The organism is Microbacterium sp. ZW T5_56 (assembly GCF_044987425.1).
GTDB lineage: Bacteria > Actinomycetota > Actinomycetes > Actinomycetales > Microbacteriaceae > Microbacterium.
This window is the reverse complement of the sequence record NZ_JBJDRI010000023.1, coordinates 26,967-44,303: the sequence shown is the minus strand read 5'-3', so window position 1 is coordinate 44,303 and position 17,337 is coordinate 26,967. Positions and strand designations below refer to the sequence as shown.

At 66.6% G+C, this 17,337-nt stretch carries 17 protein-coding genes; 9 read left to right on the top strand and 8 right to left on the bottom strand.

Annotated features, from left to right (window positions below; genetic code table 11):
• Positions 1-4: 4 nt before the first annotated feature.
• Entirely contained in the window at positions 5-1,000 is a 996-nt protein-coding gene (locus ACI3KU_RS12180) for a nitrilase family protein (protein ID WP_404922564.1), read from the bottom strand.
• A 92-nt stretch (positions 1,001-1,092) separates the two neighbouring features.
• Between ACI3KU_RS12180 and ACI3KU_RS12175 the strand changes: the two genes are divergently transcribed.
• The gene (locus ACI3KU_RS12175; protein ID WP_404922563.1) at positions 1,093-1,983 is read left to right on the top strand and encodes a LysR family transcriptional regulator; all 891 of its coding nucleotides are present in this window, start codon (positions 1,093-1,095) and stop codon (positions 1,981-1,983) included.
• Between the two features lie 183 nt (positions 1,984-2,166).
• On the opposite strand, the gene ACI3KU_RS12170 is transcribed toward ACI3KU_RS12175, so the two are convergent.
• From ACI3KU_RS12170 to ACI3KU_RS12160, 3 genes are read right to left on the bottom strand one after another with little or no spacing between them, the layout of a single operon-like run.
• On the bottom strand, positions 2,167-2,712 hold the full coding sequence (locus ACI3KU_RS12170; protein ID WP_404922562.1) for an AAA family ATPase: 546 nt from the start codon (positions 2,710-2,712) through the stop codon (positions 2,167-2,169).
• A gap of 18 nt (positions 2,713-2,730) precedes the next feature.
• A complete protein-coding gene (locus ACI3KU_RS12165; protein WP_404922561.1) occupies positions 2,731-3,093 on the bottom strand; it encodes a hypothetical protein in 363 nt (120 codons plus the stop codon).
• 29 nt (positions 3,094-3,122) lie between these two features.
• Positions 3,123-4,181: a LacI family DNA-binding transcriptional regulator gene (locus ACI3KU_RS12160; protein WP_404922560.1), complete on the bottom strand. Its 1,059-nt coding sequence runs from the start codon at positions 4,179-4,181 to the stop codon at positions 3,123-3,125.
• Positions 4,182-4,363: 182 nt separating this feature from the next.
• Between ACI3KU_RS12160 and ACI3KU_RS12155 the strand changes: the two genes are divergently transcribed.
• The 8 genes from ACI3KU_RS12155 to ACI3KU_RS12120 all read left to right on the top strand — a co-directional run bounded on the left by ACI3KU_RS12155 (position 4,364) and on the right by ACI3KU_RS12120 (position 12,221).
• Positions 4,364-5,578, top strand: coding sequence for an extracellular solute-binding protein (locus ACI3KU_RS12155; RefSeq protein ID WP_404922559.1), 1,215 nt, complete (start codon positions 4,364-4,366; stop codon positions 5,576-5,578).
• A gap of 7 nt (positions 5,579-5,585) precedes the next feature.
• Positions 5,586-6,509 (top strand): carbohydrate ABC transporter permease, encoded by a 924-nt coding sequence (locus ACI3KU_RS12150; protein ID WP_404922558.1) that lies wholly within the window; start codon positions 5,586-5,588, stop codon positions 6,507-6,509.
• Positions 6,510-6,529: 20 nt separating this feature from the next.
• A complete protein-coding gene (locus ACI3KU_RS12145) occupies positions 6,530-7,393 on the top strand; it encodes a carbohydrate ABC transporter permease (protein WP_404922594.1) in 864 nt (287 codons plus the stop codon).
• Positions 7,394-7,410: 17 nt separating this feature from the next.
• The gene (locus ACI3KU_RS12140) at positions 7,411-8,190 is read left to right on the top strand and encodes a ThuA domain-containing protein (protein ID WP_404922557.1); all 780 of its coding nucleotides are present in this window, start codon (positions 7,411-7,413) and stop codon (positions 8,188-8,190) included.
• Positions 8,187-9,185 (top strand): Gfo/Idh/MocA family protein, encoded by a 999-nt coding sequence (locus ACI3KU_RS12135; RefSeq protein ID WP_404922556.1) that lies wholly within the window; start codon positions 8,187-8,189, stop codon positions 9,183-9,185. The genes ACI3KU_RS12140 and ACI3KU_RS12135 overlap by 4 nt, the downstream gene beginning before the upstream one ends.
• A 92-nt stretch (positions 9,186-9,277) precedes the next feature.
• Complete coding sequence (locus ACI3KU_RS12130) at positions 9,278-11,146, top strand: DEAD/DEAH box helicase (protein ID WP_404922555.1); 1,869 nt, start codon at positions 9,278-9,280, stop codon at positions 11,144-11,146.
• Positions 11,147-11,223: 77 nt separating this feature from the next.
• Entirely contained in the window at positions 11,224-11,811 is a 588-nt protein-coding gene (locus tag ACI3KU_RS12125) for a TetR/AcrR family transcriptional regulator (RefSeq protein WP_404922554.1), read from the top strand.
• Between the two features lie 41 nt (positions 11,812-11,852).
• Positions 11,853-12,221: a hypothetical protein gene (locus tag ACI3KU_RS12120; protein ID WP_404922553.1), complete on the top strand. Its 369-nt coding sequence runs from the start codon at positions 11,853-11,855 to the stop codon at positions 12,219-12,221.
• 78 nt (positions 12,222-12,299) lie between these two features.
• On the opposite strand, the gene ACI3KU_RS12115 is transcribed toward ACI3KU_RS12120, so the two are convergent.
• The 4 genes from ACI3KU_RS12115 to ACI3KU_RS12100 all read right to left on the bottom strand — a co-directional run bounded on the left by ACI3KU_RS12115 (position 12,300) and on the right by ACI3KU_RS12100 (position 17,302).
• Positions 12,300-13,061, bottom strand: coding sequence for an SGNH/GDSL hydrolase family protein (locus tag ACI3KU_RS12115; RefSeq protein ID WP_404922552.1), 762 nt, complete (start codon positions 13,059-13,061; stop codon positions 12,300-12,302).
• Between the two features lie 18 nt (positions 13,062-13,079).
• Positions 13,080-14,423, bottom strand: coding sequence for an MFS transporter (locus ACI3KU_RS12110; protein WP_404922551.1), 1,344 nt, complete (start codon positions 14,421-14,423; stop codon positions 13,080-13,082).
• A 66-nt stretch (positions 14,424-14,489) separates the two neighbouring features.
• Positions 14,490-15,536: an LLM class flavin-dependent oxidoreductase gene (locus tag ACI3KU_RS12105; protein ID WP_404922550.1), complete on the bottom strand. Its 1,047-nt coding sequence runs from the start codon at positions 15,534-15,536 to the stop codon at positions 14,490-14,492.
• A 92-nt stretch (positions 15,537-15,628) separates the two neighbouring features.
• Positions 15,629-17,302 (bottom strand): DUF885 domain-containing protein, encoded by a 1,674-nt coding sequence (locus ACI3KU_RS12100; RefSeq protein ID WP_404922549.1) that lies wholly within the window; start codon positions 17,300-17,302, stop codon positions 15,629-15,631.
• Between the last annotated feature and the right edge of the window lie 35 nt (positions 17,303-17,337).

Sequence of the window (17,337 nt, the reverse complement as noted above, 5' to 3'; positions counted from 1 at the left end):
ACGCCTAGCCCGTGATCTGAAAGTCGTCAGGCACCGGGATGTCGGAGTGGCGGGCCTCCCGCGCATCGCGTTCCAGACCGGACCGCTGCGTCAACACCCCGTAAAGCTCGGGGCGTCGGCCCAGGAGCCAGCGACGGCCGGTGGACAGGGGAAGCAGATCTAAGTCGAGGTCGGCGGTGACCACCGCCTCATCGGCAACCGGCGTCTCGGCGACGATGCGGCCATAGGGATCGATGATCATCGCGTTTCCGGTGCGAATCTCATCATCGTCGGGACCGATGCCGTTGCTGAAAAGCAGGAAGATCCCGTTGTCGTGCGCGCGCGACGGCAGCCAGCGCATCAGCCATCCCAGACCCCACGGTCCGTTCACCGCGGCGAGAAGAGCGTCGGGATCAATCGCGCGGTTGTGCCAGAGCTCAGACGGGATAACCTTCATGCCGTGCGGGCTGCGTGAGCTGGTGCCGCCCGTCTGGTGCGGCGCGATGAGCACCTTCGCACCCATCAGCGTCACGGCGCGGACGTTCTCGACGAGGTTGTTGTCCCAGCAGATGAGGATCGCCATCCGCACGCCCCAGGGCGTGTCGAACACCGTGTATCGATCCCCACTGGAAATCGCCTCGTGCTCGAACGCGTGCAGTTTCCGATGCACGTGAACGGTGCCGTCCGGAAAGCACACGGCATAGGAGTTGTAGAGGCTCTCCCCCGCCGACTCCAGAAAGCCCGCTCCGATTCCGACGCCGAGTTCGGTGGCAAGATCGCGGAGCGCCTGAACCAGCGGACCATCGGCGGGTTCGGCGAGTTCCCGCAGGCGTTGCGTCGTCACCTTGGTCAGGTGCCAATAGCCGAGTAGGCACATCTCAGGAAAGGCCACCAGTTCCGCGCCATCGCGAGCGGCTTCGGCCGCGAGGCGCCGCACGGTCGCCACATTGGCGGACTTATCCGAGGGCCGAGCTTCGAATTGGACAACGGACACGCGAAAGTCCGATCGGGAATGGCTCATGTGCGCCACCTTTCTTCGTCGATGTCTCCAGTCAAGGCGGCGCGACTCATAGCGTCTATTGAATGATGGTTTATGTTGTATAGCCTGAGGGAATGGAACTGAGATTGCTGCGGGCGCTCGTCGTCGCGGCCGATCGGTCGACGTTCAGCGAAGCCGCAGCGGAGTTGTCGATCACCCAACCGGCATTCACCAAGCAGATTCAGCAGCTGGAGTCCCTTGTTGGCGCCCCGCTGTTTCGGCGGGGTCGCCAGGGCGCTGCGCTGACTTCGGCGGGTTCAGCTCTCCTCGAGGATGCGCGCACCCTGGTCGCTCTCGCAGATCGGCTGGACGAGCGGATGCGACGGATGGCGCGCGGCGATGCAGGGCATCTGACGGTGGCATTCGGGCTGTCGAGCATCGCCATCGCACCCCGGGCAGTCGCCGCGTTCCGCGCGGCACTGCCGGGCGTGACGGTGCGGCTGGAGGACATGTCCTCTGCGAGGCAGGTGGAGGACGTTCGCAGCGGCGAGCTCGACGTTGGATTCGTGCGGCTGCCCGCACCCGACGACCTCCGTGCCGCACCGGTGCTATCGGACCGGCTGGTCATCGCGTGCCCGCCGTCATGGGACGCTCCGCCCGTGAGCTCGGATCCAGCGCATTGGCTCCACGAGCACCCACGCGTCGCGTTGCGCCCGGCGCGCGGACCAGGCCTCACCGCGCAGGTGAATCGATACCTGGTGCGTATCGGCTCCGCGTCGAAGGCTATTCAGGAGGCGGACGACCTGCAGACAGTGCTCGCGCTGGTCGCGGCCGGTGTCGGAGCGGCAGTCGTCCCGGAGAGTTCTCGGAACATCGCGCCCGCACGCGTGACGATGCATCACCTGAGCGGCGAGTACGTCAGGTGGGAGGTCGGCGTCGTCTGGCGAGCGGACAACGAAACACCGGTCGTGCGCACGTTCCTGGACGAAATCGCACGCGTCGCCGCCGCAGCAGACGACAGGTGAGTGGCGATGGCCGAAACTCATCGAGGAGATCACCGGACGAAAGAAGGATCGGGTGCGGGACGCATCCGAGACGTTTGCCGAGTTGGACGAGCTGGACCGCCGGATTCAGGTGTCCGTGCGCAGAGAAATGTGATCACGACGGTGGGTTCAGAATCACCCGGGTCGTCACCCTTCTGGGTGAGCTCACCCCGGCCTGATTTCCGGGCTGCGGAGGAGCTCCTCGACGACCGCCACGAGCGCTTCGACCGGGAGCCGCGCATCGAGTTCAAGATCAGCACCGGCGCGAAGGAGGGGCTCGATCTCCGCGACGTGCCGACGGATCGCGGCCTGATCGCTCGCGGATCGTCCATACGGATTGTTGGACCTGCGCATCACCCGATCGATCAGGACCTCCACCGGAGCGCTCAGCAGCACCACAGCATCGAAGCGATCGTAGAATCGTCCCTGATTCTCGACCGTTCCCGACACGACGACCGCACGAGCGGACGCGAGCAGACGGGCCATACGCGCCTCGTCCCACTTCCCATCGGAGAGCACCCAACCGTCGTAATCCGTGTCGACAGTGTGATGGCCGCGTTCAGCTAGCTGCGTGAGCACGGTGCTCTTGCCGGTCCCCGACATCCCCGTGATGAGGATCCGGGCGGCGCGAGGATCCTCAACCCTCGGCGAGGAGCCATGCTCCTGGCGCTGCGCTTTGGCCGCCCGCTCGGGCGAATTCCGGTTGCTCATCGCGCACTCCGCCGGCGCTCAGGAGTCGTCGACGGGAAGCCCAGCCTCATCGAACCTGACCCCCTCGGACTCCAGGCGCTCCCGAGCAGCATGGTGAACCGCACCGCGCTTACGCGGATCAGCTTCCAGCAGACTCAGCAGAGTGCTCCGCGACGCGTTCGGGTGCGAGGCCACCTCGATGCGAGCGCCCCAGAATCGATCTCGCGCAAACCGAGCCAGCACGGCATCGTCGGCATCAGGGTTTGCGGCGGCGACTGCCCTGACGGCCTGGTTCGGATCCGCGAGGAGAATCTCGAACTCCGCCATCGTGTGAGCGCCGCTCGCGAGCGCATACCGACGCTGCTCGTCCGCGATCTGCTCCGGTGACTTCCGCTTGCCCATGTCACGCCACACTCCCCGGCGCCGCCGAGTCAGCGAGCCCCGGGCTGGTGCAGCACGCCCACGCGCGGAGCTGCGAGCGAGGCCCCCGCCACATGCCGGCACGCCACGAGGTTCTGTGCGCTCGGCGCGACGCTCCCCCGCTCGAGGACATCGATCAACGCCGCCACGCCTTCACGTCCGAGCTCCTCGCCGGGGACAGCCCAGACATCCAGGCGGGGGTCGATCATGGAGGCGATCTCCGGCGTCGAGTCGATCAGGCCGACGGAGAGATCCTCAGGAACGCGCACACCCAGCGCGCGCAGGCCCGCGACGAATCCCGCCGCCAGAAGCTCGTCATGCACGAGCACGGCGGTCACCCGGGGGTGCTGCGCCACCAGTCGCCCGGCCGCAGCGAACCCAGCGTCCGCGGTGCGGGCCGCGCCGAACGCCGCGGTGCGCATCCCCCGTTCCGCACCGATCCTCCCGAACGCGCTTCGCACTCGGAGCGGTGGGGCGTAGCCGCCGACATCCTCGGGATCGGTCACGGTGTCCAGCAGCAGCACGTCCCGATGCCCGAGCGCCTGCAGTCGGGCGAGGGCATCAGTAACCGTCTCGTCGAAGTCGATATCGACATACGCGATTCCCGTGACGTCGGCTGTGCGTCCGACGAGAGCGAACGGCACGCCCTGCGCCCGCAGGTACGCCACGCGCGCGTCATCCGCGTGGACCTCCATCACCACCAGTCCCTCGATGAGACCGGCCCCGGTCAGCTCACCGAGCTCGGCATCTGAACCCACCGTGGGCGACACGACGAGCGTGTATCCCTGCACCTGCGCCTGGGCAGCCGCACTGGTGAAGAACTGGAAGGCGGATCCTTGAACCGCGCGCTGCGCCGTCGGGTAGAGCAGTCCGATCACTCGTGTGCGCTTGGAGGCAAGAGCCCGCGCGATGACGTTGCGGCGATACCCGGCTTCGGCCATCGCGCGCTCCACCCGTTGACGTGTCTCCTCGGTCACGGGCTTGGAGCCGTTGATGACGAAGGACACGGTTGCGACCGACACTCCGGCCAGGCGTGCGACGTCACGCATGGTCACCGCGTTGGTCGCCATGGATCTCTCCTGCCTACATGTGCGGTCGGGTGGGCCGCTCCCCCATCATGCCCTACTTCTGCCGACGGCGTTTAAGCGATTAACTGGGGGGTTGACTTTGTCGGAGCAAATCGCCACACTCGTTACCAGTGATCGGAGTTAACCGGTTTACCGCACCATCCATATCGGCAAAGGAGCCCGTGATGAAGAAGTCCACAGCAATCGCATCCGCCGCGATTCTCGCCTTCCCGCTCGCCCTGGCGAGCTGTAGCGGCGGCACGTCCAGCAGCGGCGGAGACGCCGACACCATCACGGTGATGGACTACTACAACAACGAGCCGGACAAGACGATGATCGGCGACGTCATCGACGAGTGCGCCGCCTCCCTCGACATCACGGTCAAGCGCACCACGGTGCCGGGCAAGGACCTGATTCAGAAGGTGCTGCAGCAGGCGTCCAGCAAGACCCTGCCCGACGTGCTGATGCTCGACAACCCCGACGTACAGCAGATCGCGGCCACCGGTGGTCTCACACCCTTCAGCGATCTGGGGCTGGACGCTGCGGGTTCCGCTCAGGGCATGGTCGATGCCGGAACCTACGAGGGCGAGCTCTACGGACTGGCGCCCACGGCGAACACCCTCGGCCTCTTCTACAACAAGAAGTTGCTCGACGAGAAGGGCATCACTCCTCCCACCACCTGGGAAGAGCTGAAGACGGCAGCCGCCGCCCTCACGTCCGGCGACCAGTACGGTGTCGCGTTCTCGGCCATCGCGACCTATGAGGGATCGTGGCAGTTCCTTCCCTTCATGTGGACCAATGGCGGAGATGAGACGGACCTCACTTCGCCCGAGGTGGCCGAGGCCCTTCAACTCTGGGTGGACCTGGTGGATGCCGGTTCGGCCTCCGACAGCGTCATCAACTGGTCGCAGGGGGACGTGAAAGACCAGTTCGTGGCGGGCAAGGCCGCGATGATGGTCAACGGCCCCTGGCAGATCCCGTCGCTGGATGCGGAGAGCGATCTGGAGTGGGGCAGCGTGCAGGTGCCAGTCAACACCGCCGGCCAGACGCCGATCGCCCCGCTCGGTGGCGAGCTCTGGACCATCCCGCAGACCGGAGACAAGGCGAAGCAGGCGAACGCGGCGAAGCTGGTCGAATGCCTCACCACCGACGACACGGAGCTGAAGCTCGGTACCCAGCGCTTCACGGTGCCCGTGCGCACGAGTCTTGCCGCGGACTACGTCGCCGAGATGCCGACGATGACGGCCTTCGCCACCCAGGTCGAAAACGCCCGCTCTCGTACCGGCAAGCTGGGTGAGGAGTGGCCCGAGGCCGCAACGCAGATCTACACCGCGATCCAGCTCGCCCTCACCGGACAGGCGAGTGCCGAGGACGCCTTCGCGCAGGCCGCGGCTGGTTGAGCGTCCGATGACGAGCACAACACTGCCCGCAGTGCGAACGCGCCAGCGCGGCGCACTGCGGGGTGAACGCCTCGCGCAACTGCTGTTCATCGCTCCGGCGGTGCTGTACCTCGTGCTGTTCTTCGGTTATCCGGTCATCAAGAACATCACGATGAGCTTCCAGGACTACACCCAGAAGACGTTCTTCACCGGCGAGGCTCCGTGGGTCGGCGTCACGAACTATGTGACCGCGATGTCGAGCCAGCTCTTCGGGCCGGCACTCTGGAACACCCTGCTGTTCACGGCCGGATCCATCGTCGGGCAGCTGATCATCGGACTCGCGCTGGCGACGTTTTTCAAGCGCCGCTTCCCGTTGTCGGGGCTGCTGCGATCACTGCTCCTGCTGCCGTGGCTGCTCCCCCTGATCGTCTCCAGTGCCGTCTGGCGATCGATCCTCGACAAGGACAGCGGAGTCCTCAACCAGGCACTCTCTGCTGTGGGGCTGGAAGCTGTGCCCTGGCTGACGAGCACCCACTTCGCTCTGATCGCCGTGATCATGGTCAACATCTGGATCGGGATCCCGTTCAACGTCACGATCCTCTACGGAGGGCTCCAGGACATCCCCGAGGAGCTGTACGAAGCGGCCGCCCTGGACGGCGCCACGAAGTGGAAGGCCTTCTGGCACATCACCCTGCCGAACCTCCGCCCTGTGCTGAGCGTCGTTCTGGTGCTCGGGGTCGTCTACACCATCAAGGTGCTGGACATCATCCTCGGTCTCACCAACGGCGGACCGGCGAACGCCACCCAGACCATCGCGGTGCGCTCGTACCAGGAGACGTTCGTCAACTTCGATTTCGGTGTGGGAGCGGCGTTCAGCAACATCCTGATCGTCATCTCGCTCGTCTTCGCCGTCATCTACCTCCGGGCCTCGCGTCGCCCGGTGGACGAGTAAGGAGCGTCGTCATGTCCGTGATGTCCGCCGCCACGTCCCGCGTGGTGCTGCCAGCGCGTCGTCGCACCCGCGCGCCTCGATCCGCGCGCTCGTGGATCTACACCGCCATCGGCGTCGTGATCCTCGCCGTCATGCTGTTCCCGGTCTACTGGATGATCAACATGTCGTTCCAGCCGTCCGGCAACACGCTCAACAGCGAGTTCTTCCCCACCCAGCCGAGCCTCGACGGTTACGCCATCGCCATTCGTGACCAGGGCGTGAACCTGCTCACCAGCCTGGTCATCTCACTCGGAGTGGTGGTCGTGAGTCTCGCGATCGCGGCCCCCGCGGCCTACGCGCTCGCGCAGTTCCGCGGGCGCTGGGTGGATGGCGTCCTGCTGGCGATCTTGGTCTCGCAGATGATCCCGCACATCGTGATCGCCAACGCGCTCTACACCGCGTACAACGATCTCGGAATGCTGAACTCCATCGTCGGGCTGATCCTGGCCGATTCCACCACCGCGATCCCCTTCGCGATCCTCATCCTGCGCACCGCGATGGCCGCGGTCCCCACATCGATCGTGGAGGCGGCTCGCGTAGACGGCGCCGGTCTGTGGCGCGCATTCGTCTCGATCGTGCTGCCCGTAGCCCGCAATGGCGTGATCACCGCGGCGCTGTTCTCCTTCCTGTTCTCGTGGAGTGATTTCCTGTTCGCCCTCACGCTGACCACGACGGAGGAGGTGCGTCCGGTCACACTCGGCATTTACACCTATCTCGGAACGCAGGTGGCCAACTGGGGTGCCGTCATGGCGACAGCCGTCCTGTCTTCCATCCCCGCCATCCTGCTCCTCGTCCTCGCCCAGAAGTTCGTCGCCGCCGGTGCCGCCGGCGGTGCCGTGAAGTGAAAGAGAAAACACCCGTCATGACTGACAACAACCGCCCCGTCCGCGTCCTCGTCTGGGGAGAGAACCGTCACGAACAGCTCGAGCCGGAGGTGGCCGAGCGCTACCCCGACGGGATACACGGCGCCGTCGCCGACGGCATCCGCGAGAACCTCCGCGACGCGGCCACGGTCACCACGGTCACCCTCGATGACCCCGAGCACGGCCTCACGGAAGAAGTCCTGGCCGGAACGGACGTGCTGGTCTGGTGGGGTCACGCCGCTCACTCCGAGGTCGCTGACGAGGTGGTGGACCGCGTGCACCGCCACGTGCTGGAGGGCATGGGGCTCGTGGTCCTCCACTCCGGTCACTGGTCGAAGATCTTCCAGAAGCTGATGGGGACCACCTGCACGCTGCGGTGGCGCTCCAAGCACGATCGCGAGATCGTGTGGACCGTCGATCCGACCCACCCGATCGCGCAGGGCGTGCCGCACCCGTTCATCATCCCGGAGCAGGAGATGTACGGCGAGTTCTTCGATGTGCCGGCGCCGGACGAGCTGGTGTTCCTGTCCACGTTCTCGGGCGGAGAGGTCTTCCGGAGTGGAATGACCTATCGACGCGGCCACGGGAAGATCTTCTACTTCTCCCCGGGCGACCAGGACTACCCCGTGTACTTCCACGAGCACGTGCGGCGGGTGATCGCGAACGGAGTGCAGTGGGCCCAGACGCTCCGCCCCGAGCGCGAGATCCCCGTGCTGCTGCGGTACGAGAGCGAGGACTTCTGGAACGGACAGGGCTACCGCGGAGCGATGACACGATGAGTGCTCAACCTCTCCGGGTGATCCAGGTCGGTGCCGGTGCGATGGGACGCGCGTGGCTGCGCACGATCGCCGAGAACGCGGACGTGGAGCTGGTGGCCCTGGTTGATCTCAACACCGCGGCCGCCGAGCAGGCGGCAGCAGATCACGGCATCGCGAACACCCTGATCACGGACTCGCTGGAGGAGGCGATTGAGCGGACCTCACCGGACGCCGTGGTCGACGTCACGGTGCCGGTCGCACACTCCGCGGTCAACATCACGGCGCTTCGAGCCGGGCTGCCCGTGCTGTGCGAGAAGCCAATCGCGCCGACGGTGGCCGATGCGCGCGAGCAGGCGCGAGTGGCCAAGCAGACGGGTCGGCTGCTGATGACCAGTCAGTCCCGGCGGTATTACCGGGCGCTGACGCGATTCCGCGAACAGATCCGCACGCTGGGCCCGATCGGGGCAGTGTCCACACGCTTCTTCAAGGCTCCGCACTTCGGCGGGTTCCGCGAGGAGATGCGGCACGTCCTGCTCGTGGACATGGCCATCCACGCGTTCGATGCGGTGCGATACCTCACCGGCCGCGATCCGGTCTCCGTGTTCTGCGTCGAGTCGAACCCGCCGTGGAGCTGGTTCGCGCACGGAGGCAACGCCGTCGTCGTGTTCGAGTTCGCGGATGGCAGCACCTACACCTATGACGGCAGCTGGTGTGCGCCCGGCGAGGAGACCACCTGGAACGGCTCCTGGTTCGTCAGCGGACAGCACGGCACGGCGACATGGGATGGCGAGGGCGAGCCCGAGCTGACCGGTCCCACCGAACCCGCCCCGGTCTCAGGCGCCGAGGGCGAGGAGATCGCCGGTGCGCTCGCGGACTTCGTCGATGCCGTGCGCACCGGACGCACCCCGGACACCGAGGTGCACGCGAACATCGTGAGCTTGGCGATGGTGGAAGCCGCGGTTCTCTCCGCCGAGCAGGGTCGACGGGTACTCCTCGCGGAGGTCCTGGACGCCTGAAAGACATCGGATGGGCCGTCGTCACGCACCCGCGGGCGACGGCCCATCCGCGTTCCCCCGCAATTCCCTGGAAAAGCCGGTAAAGTCGGCTGGTGACGTCTGACACCCCCACGACCGAATCCACGCCCGACACCGAGGGCGAGATTCTTCCGACCTTCGCCGACCTCGGCCTCGACGGCCCCGTGCTGCATGCCATCCGCGACCTTGGCTATGAGCGCCCCTCACAGATCCAGGCCGCCACCATCCCGGTGCTGTTGGAGGGCCACGACGTCGTCGGCATGGCCCAGACCGGCACGGGCAAGACCGCCGCCTTCGCGCTCCCGGCCCTCCAGAACCTCGACCCGGCCCAGAAGACGCCGCAGATCCTCGTGCTGGCTCCCACGCGCGAGTTGGCGCTGCAGGTGGCCGAGGCGTTCGAGAGCTACGCGGCGCGCATGAAGGGCGTCCACGTTCTCGCCGTCTACGGCGGTCAGGGCTACGGCGTTCAGCTCTCCGCCCTCCGCCGCGGCGTGCAGGTGGTCGTCGGTACCCCCGGTCGCGTCATGGACCACCTCGCCAAGGGGACCCTGGACCTGTCGGAGCTGCGCTACCTCGTGCTCGACGAGGCCGACGAGATGCTCAAGATGGGCTTTGCCGAGGACGTCGAGACGATCCTCGCCGACACCCCCGACACCAAGCAGGTCGCGCTGTTCTCCGCGACGATGCCGCCGCAGATCCGCCGGATGTCGCAGAAGTACCTGAACGAGCCGCGTGAGATCACGATCGCCGGCAAGACGACCACGAACACGAACATCACGCAGCGCTACCTGATCACCTCGTGGCAGCGCAAGGTGGACGCCCTCACGCGCATCCTCGAGATCGAGAACTTCGACGCGATGATCATCTTCGTCCGCACCAAGAGCGAGACCGAGGGCCTCGCCGAGAAGCTGCGTGCCCGTGGCTACCGGGCCGCCGCGATCAGCGGTGACGTCACCCAGATCCAGCGTGAGAAGACGGTCAACCAGCTGAAGTCGGGCAAGCTCGACATCCTCGTGGCCACCGACGTCGCCGCCCGTGGTCTGGACGTAGAGCGCATCAGCCACGTCATCAACTACGACATTCCCACCGACACCGAGTCGTACGTGCACCGCATCGGTCGCACGGGCCGCGCAGGTCGCTCAGGTGACGCGATCAGCTTCGTGACGCCGCGCGAGCGCTACCTCCTGGCACACATCGAGCGTGCCACGCGTCAGGCACCCGCCCAGATGCAGCTGCCTGGCCTCGCGGAGATCAACTCGACGCGCCTGGAGCGCTTCGATGACTCGATCACCGCCGCGCTCGAAGACGCCGGTCGTGTCGAGCGCTTCCGCGACATCATCGCGCACTACGTCCGCAACCACGACGTCCCCGAGGTGGACGTGGCCGCGGCTCTCGCCATCGTGGCGCAGGGTGAGACGCCCCTGCTGCTGGATGAGAACGAGGACCGTGCGTTCCAGGATGAGCTTGCCACGCTGGAGCGCGGCAAGCAGCGCACTCCGCGCGAGAGCGGCGACCGCGGGACCCGCGAACCGCGTCGCTCCCGCGACGCCGGCGACTTCGCGTCGTACCGCATCGAGGTCGGACGACGCCACCACGTCGAGCCTCGCCAGATCGTCGGCGCGCTCGCGAACGAGGGCGGCCTGCGCCGTGACGACTTCGGTGCGATCAACATCCGCCCCGACTTCTCCATCGTCCAGCTGCCGGCGAACCTCTCCTCCGACGTGCTCGACAAGCTGCGCGACACCCGCATCTCCGGTCGGCTCATCGAGATCAAGCCGGATCGCGGCGCTCCCGGACGTCGACGCAACGACGACGGGGATGACCGTCGCGGCGGCTACCGTCGCGACGATCGTGACGGCAGCCGGAGCGGCAACAGCGATCGAAGTGACGACCGTGGTGACCGCGGTTACGGCGATCGTAAGCCGCGTCATCGTCGCGACTGAGTATCAGTCCTGCTCCCGCGCCACGCGCGGGAGCAGGACGATAGCCGCGCAATTACGGGCGCGGGCATAATCGATCTATGCCAAAGATATCCGCCGCGACCGTCGCCGAGCATCGCACCGCGCAACACGCGGCGTTGCTTGCCGCGGCCGAAGAGCTGCTGCTGAGCGACGGAATCGATGCTGTGACGCCGAGCGCGGTCACATCCCGCGGCGGCCTCGCGCGATCGACGTTCTACGAGTACTTCCCGTCGAAAGACGACCTGCTGGTCGCCCTCGCTCGTGAGGCATTCGAACTGTGGACGAAGGAGCTCGCGGAGTCGGTGGCCGTAGCCTCACCCGGCCGCGAACAGCTACGCGCGTACATCGCGGCGACCATCCGCCTCGCTGCCGACGGGAAGCACGACCTCGCCACGGTGCTGCGTGGTGTGTCCCTCTCCCCCAAGTCTCAGGCAGACATCGTCGCCCTGCACACAGCGCTGGATGATCCACTCGGGGCAATCCTGCGCACGCTCGTCGGCCGGCAGGCCCGCACAGCCGCCCCGCTCATTCACGGCCTACTCGGAAGCGCGATGAAACTCGCCACGGCGGGACGACCCGCAGACGAGGTCACGGAGATGGCGACGCGGATGGTGCTCGACGGCATCGGCATCGCCGCCGAATCCTGAGTCGACTGTTTTCCCGACACAGTGTCGGTTAAACTGCAGACATGGACATCCTCATGAACATTCTGCTGGCGCTGCATATCATCGGCGTCGCCAGTCTCCTCGGCGGCATGCTCGTGCAGATGAAGAAGATGAAGACCGGTGAGACGACGATCCTCCCGGCTATCATGCACGGTGCCTGGACCATGCTCGCCACCGGTCTGATCATGGTCGGCATCGTCGAGATGAAGTGGGGGCCGGGGGCGGACTTCCACATCTGGCTCGCGATCAAGGTCGTGATTCTGCTGGCCATCGTGGCGATCGCGCTGATGAACCGCAAGAAGACGAAGCTCGCCGGGTGGGTGCTCCCCGTCCTCATGGCGCTTACCGTCCTCAACATCTTCGTCGCCGTGTTCCGCCCCCAGGGCAGCTGAGACACAGGCGAGCGGCGCCGGGTGGGAGGAGAGGCGCCTCCCGCCCGGCGCTTTGTCATCTCCGCCGAGGCGATACCGTCAGGCGGACGGACTCACCGTGATCCAGTCACCGAACTTCGGTGCGCGGCCATCCCCGGAACTGGTGCGGGTGAGGCGTCGCTTCACCCACGGCAGCACGTGCTCGCGGTAGTAGGAGGCGTTGCGGAGCGCGGGCGCGGTGTCTTCGACAGGAAGCGACCACCACCCGCCTGGAATCTGCTCGCCGAGTGCGCGCAGCACCCGCGCCGCGACGCGATGGTGGCCTCGGGCATTCATGTGCAGCCGATCCTGAGACCAGTAGCCCGGCTGAGAGAGCTCACGATCCGGCCAGTTCAGCGCGCGGACGACATCGGGTCGGTGAGCGATACGCGAGATCACGGCGTCGGACAGGAGATCTCCGCGTCGCTGAATCAGTGATGAGAGCGGGAGCCCTGCGGAGGGGTTCGCGCCGGAGAGGATGATGAGGCGGACACCCTCCTCATCGCATCGACGCAGCACGCGCGAGAACGCATCGGCGATGTGCTCCACGTCGGTTGCGGGGCGGAGCATGTCGTTTCCGCCGCCGTTGAACGACAGGTGAGTGGGCTTCAGCGCGAGGGCGGGTTCGAGCTGCTCCTCCACAACCGTCCACGCCAGCTTTCCCCGAATGGCGAGGTTGGCGTATTCGATGTCGGCAGCGCGCGAGCGCGCCCAGCCTCGTGCCACGAGATCTGCCCACCCGCGCGGAACACCGTTCGTGTCTTCATCACCGACGCCTTCCGTGAAGGAATCGCCGATGGCCACGAAGCGGATCTGAGTCACCCGACCAGCCTACGACCGTCAGCGGTTGTCGAGAGCGCGCCCACGGAGGTCGCTGAGCCCCCACGCCGCGAGAGCCGCGATCGCGAAGAACACCGCGAACACGACGAACAGGATCGGCACGCTCCCCCAGCCCAGCACCCACGGCACCACCAGGGGCGCCACGATCGACGCGATTCGTCCGACTCCCGCAGCCCAGCCGGAGCCGGTGGCGCGCAACGACGTCGGATATGTCTCGGGCGACACCGCATACAGCGCGCCCCAGGCGCCGAGGTTGAAGAACGACAGCAGCATGCCGGCGATGATGATTCCGGTCGGGTCGCCGGCCGTGCCGTACAGCACCGCGGAGACGGCTGAGCCGACCAGGAACACCGACAGCGTGATCCGCCGGCCCCACACCTCGATCAGCCACGCGGCGACCGCATAACCGGGGAGCTGCGCGAGGGTGATGATGAGCGTGAACTCGAACGACTTCACGAGCGTGTATCCCTGCGCCACCAGCAGTGACGGAATCCAGATGAAGGCCCCGTAGTACGAGAAGTTGACGCAGAACCAGACGATCCAGAGTGACAGCGTACGACCGCGGAACTCCGGGGCGAACAGCGCGCGCAGGCGGCCGCGGATGCTCTCGCGCGGCTTCGCGGGAGCCGGAAGTGCCGCGACGGGAACCGTCCGACCCTTCGCGGAGACTTCGAACTGGCGAACGATCAGATCGGCCTCCGCGTGCCGACCGCGCGATTCCAACCAGCGCGCGGATTCCGGCAGACCCCAGCGGACGATCAGCGCGTAGGCCGCGGGGATCGCGCCCAGGGCGAACGCCCACCGCCAGCCATCGGGCGAGCTCGGTACCACGAACACGCCGATCACGGCCGCAGCAAGCCAGCCGACGGCCCAGAATGCCTCCAGGAAGACCACCACTCGCCCGCGAATGCGGGCAGGGGCGAACTCGCTGACGTACGTGGAGGCGACGGGGAGTTCGGAGCCGAGTCCGAGGCCCACGATGAAGCGCAGCACGAGAAGCAGCGCCAGTCCGCCGACGAGAGCGCTGGCTCCGGTCGCAAGTCCGTAGACGAGGAGCGTGACCGCGAACACCTGTCGTCGGCCGAACTTGTCGGCCAGGAGGCCTCCGAGGCTCGCGCCCACGGCCATGCCGACGAAACCGACCGAGCTGATCAGTCCCAGCTCCTCCTTGCCGAGCTGCCACTGCACGCCGAGCGCGGCGATGATGAAGGAGATCAGCCCCACATCCATGGCGTCGAGCGCCCATCCGAGACCGGATCCAGTGAGGACTCGACCGAGCTTAGGGGTGAACGGAAGCCGATCGAGACGCGTCGCAACGTCGTCCTCGTGGGGGGCTGAGGTCATTCGCTCATCGTATCGGGCGCCCGCAGCGCGGATGAAGCTGCGGGCGCCCGTATGACGTTGCGCTACTCAGTCCGCGAGCAGCGCACGCACACGCGGGATGACCTCGGTGCCATACAGCTCGATGCTGGTCATCAGGTGCTCGTGCGGCGTCGTTCCGGAGGCGAACTTCATGTCGAAGCGCTGCGCACCAAGAACTGAGATGGTGTGCGCGATCTTGCGCGCCACCGTGTCGGGCGAGCCGATGTACTGGAACCCGTCCGGGCCCACCTCCTGCAGGAACCGCTCGCGCGAGTACGGCGGCCATCCGCGCTCGGCACCGATCGTGTTGTTCATCGCCTCGAGTCCCTCGTAGGTCTGCTCCTGAGCCTCCGCGTCGGTAGCCGCCACATGACCCGGCGAGTGCACGCCCACCGGCAGCGGGGCGTGGCCGAACTCGGTGACCGCGTGATGGAACAGATCGACCAGCGGACGGAAGCGCTCGGGCGCTCCTCCGATGATCGCGAGCATCAGACCGTATCCGTATCGCGCGGTTCGCACAACGGATTCCGGAGAGCCGCCGACACCGACCCACGCGCGAACGCCGTTCGTCGTCTTCGGGAACACGTCCGCGTTCACCAGCTCCGCACGCGTGCGGCCATTCCACGACACAGGCTTCTCCGCGCGCAGCCGCGAGAACAACTCCAGCTTCTCCTCGAAGAGCGTCTCGTAGTCGGCGAGGTCGAAGCCGAACAGCGGGAACGACTCGATGAAGCTCCCCCGACCCAGGATGACTTCGCTGCGACCATTCGAGAGTGCATCCAGTGTGGCGAAGCGCTCGTAAACCCGCACCGGATCGTCGGAGCTCAGCACCGTCACCGCGGTTCCGAGCTTGATCCGCTCCGTTCGTCCGGCAATCGTCGCCAGTACGATCTCCGGCGCCGAGACGGCGAACTCCTTTCGGTGGTGCTCCCCCACGCCGAAGAAGTCGACACCGACCTTGTCGGCAAGGTCCGCCTGCGCCACCACATTGCGCAGCGTCTGCGCATCGGAGAGCAGGGTGCCGTCCAGATCCCGGCTGATGTCGCCGAAGGTGTCCAGACCGAGTTCGATGTCAGCCACGGGGGCTCCTTTCATCCACGTGAATACAACGCTGTCGCGCCCGCTGCATTCCCCGAATGACGAAGCGGGCGGGATCCGCAGATCCCGCCCGCTTCACCCGACCAGAGTCAGGAACCGAGAATCGCCGTTCGCAGGGTGTCGAGACCGACGCCACCCATGTTGAGCGCGGTGCGGTGGAACTCCTTGATGGAGAACGCATCGCCGGCACGTGCCGCGGCCTCGTCACGCACCTGCTCCCAGATGCGCTGGCCCACCTTGTAGGACGGTGCCTGGCCCGGCCAGCCGAGGTAGCGGTTCACCTCGAACTTGACGAACTCGTCGGGCATGTTGACGTTGGCGCGCATGAAGTCCAGCGCGTAGTCCGCGTCCCAGGTGCCGGTGCCGTCCAGGCGCGGCTTGCCGAGGTGAACTCCGATGTCCAGCACCACACGCGCGGCGCGCATCCGCTGGCCATCCAGCATGCCGAGGCGATCCGCCGGCGCGTTGAGGTAGCCGAGCTGCTCCATGAGACGCTCGGCATAGAGAGCCCAGCCCTCCGCGTGACCAGACGTTCCGGCCAGCAGGCGACGCCAGGAGTTGAGCTCGGCACGGTTGTACGTAGCCTGCGCGATCTGCAGGTGGTGCCCGGGAACGCCCTCGTGATAGACGGTGGTGAGTTCACGCCACGTGTCGAAGGTGGTGACGCCCTCGGGCACCGACCACCACATCCGACCCGGACGCGAGAAGTCATCAGTGGGACCGGTGTAGTATATCCCGCCCTCCTGGGTCGGGGCGATCATGCACTCGAGCTTGCGGATCTCCTCCGGGATGTCGAAGTGCGTGCGACCGAGCTCGGCGACCGCCTGGTCGCTCGTGCGCTGCATCCACTCCTGGAGCGCCTCCGTGCCGTGCAGCTTCAGTGACTCGTCCTGCTCGAGGAAGGCCACAGCCTCCTCCACCGATGCACCCGGCAGGATCTCGTTCGCGATGGCGGTCTGCTCGGCCACCATGCGGGCGAGTTCTTCACGGCCCCACTCGTAAGTCTCGTCGAGATCGATCGTGGCGCCGAGGAACGAGCGCGACATCAGGGCGTAGAGGTCGCGGCCCACGGCGTCCTGCTCGCTCGCGCCCGCCAGCAGGTCACGGGAGAAGAACTGGCCGAGATCCTGGTAGGCGACGCGCGCCGCATTCGCGTTGTCGGCGATCTCGCGCGCGAGCGATGCGGGAAGCTGTCCCTCGGCGGGCTGAGCGTTGCCGGCGAACTCGGCGAAGAAGCCGGAATCCGCCTGGATGCGATCGATCTGTCCGATCGCCTCGATCACCTGACGACGCGCGGGGACGATGCCCTGACGCAGACCTTCGCGAAGCGTCTCCTCGTAGCCGCTGAGCGCATCGGCCACAGCGGCGAGACGAGTGGAGATCACCGACCAGTCCTCGACACTGTCGGTGGACATGAGATCGAACACCTCACGAACGCCCTGGACCGGCGAGGCGATGACGTTCACATCACGCAGGTGCCAGCCGGCGTCACGGATCTCCAGGTCCAGGTCCAGTGAGCTGAGCAGATCGGTCCGGGTGACCTGGTCGATCGTGTCGACAGGCTCGAGTGCGGCGAGGGCATCGCGTGCGGCGCGGGTCGCCTCCGCAGCGCGCTCGTGTCCGGCCAGGCTGAGGTCGTCCAGACGGGCGTTGTGCTCGGTCCGGCCGATGTAAGTCGCGATCGAAGGGTACAGATCGGCGACTGTGTCTACCCAGGCCTCGGCTACGCCATCGATGGGCGTGGGGTTTCGGGGGTCAGTCATCCGTTCAGTTTAGGACGAGACCACCCGATCCCGCC